Origin of the sequence: Arsukibacterium indicum (assembly GCF_019100565.1) — a bacterium.
In the GTDB taxonomy this organism is placed as follows: domain Bacteria; phylum Pseudomonadota; class Gammaproteobacteria; order Enterobacterales; family Alteromonadaceae; genus Alishewanella; species Alishewanella indicum.
In genome coordinates this window covers 1-1,132 of sequence record NZ_JAHRID010000020.1, presented here as the reverse complement: position 1 = coordinate 1,132, position 1,132 = coordinate 1, and the positions used below count along the sequence as shown (strand labels likewise).

Here is a 1,132-nt window from a genome sequence, read left to right as displayed (position 1 = left end):
CACGTTGACCACGGTAAAACTACTCTGACAGCTGCTATCACTAACGTATTAGCTAAGACATACGGCGGTCAGGCATTTGCTTTCGATCAAATCGACAAAGCACCGGAAGAAAAAGCCCGTGGTATCACGATCAACACTTCACACGTTGAATACGATACTCCAACCCGTCACTACGCCCACGTAGACTGCCCGGGCCACGCTGACTATGTTAAGAACATGATCACTGGTGCTGCCCAGATGGACGGCGCAATCCTGGTAGTAGCGGCGACTGACGGCCCAATGCCACAAACACGTGAGCACATCCTGTTATCACGTCAGGTAGGCGTACCTTACATCATCGTGTTCATGAACAAGTGTGACATGGTAGATGACGAAGAGCTGTTAGAGCTGGTAGAGATGGAAGTGCGTGAGCTACTTTCAGACTACGACTTCCCGGGTGATGACTTACCAGTAATCCGTGGTTCAGCGCTGAAAGGCCTGGAAGGCGATGCAGAGTGGGAAAAGAAAATTCTGGAGCTGGGCGAAGCGTTAGATACGTATATCCCTGAGCCGGTACGTGCGATTGATAAGCCATTCATCATGCCAATCGAAGACGTATTCTCAATTGCTGGTCGTGGTACTGTAGTAACAGGCCGTGTTGAGCAAGGTATCATCAAAGTAGGTGAGACAGTAGAAATCGTTGGTATCAAAGACACTGTTGCTACTACCTGTACTGGTGTTGAAATGTTCCGTAAGCTGTTAGACGAAGGTCGTGCAGGTGAGAACATCGGTGCCTTGTTACGTGGTACTAAGCGTGAAGACGTAGAGCGTGGTCAGGTACTGGCGAAGCCAGGTTCAATCAAGCCACACACTAAGTTCGAAGGCGAAGTTTACGTACTGTCAAAAGAAGAAGGTGGTCGTCATACTCCATTCTTCAAAGGCTACCGTCCACAGTTCTACTTCCGTACTACAGACGTAACGGGTGCGGTTGAGCTGCCAGAAGGCGTTGAGATGGTAATGCCAGGCGACAACCTGAAGTTTGTTGTTGAGCTGATTTGCCCAATCGCGATGGACGAAGGTTTACGCTTCGCTATCCGTGAAGGCGGCCGTACTGTAGGTGCTGGTGTAGTATCTAAAATCATTGCTTAATTCG

At 49.4% G+C, this 1,132-nt stretch carries 1 protein-coding gene; it reads left to right on the top strand.

Annotated elements, in window-relative coordinates; translation table 11 throughout:
• A partial coding sequence (gene tuf, locus KQY15_RS18940) for an elongation factor Tu (RefSeq protein ID WP_217671464.1) occupies positions 1-1,128 on the top strand: 1,128 nt, incomplete at its 5' end.
• Between the last annotated feature and the right edge of the window lie 4 nt (positions 1,129-1,132).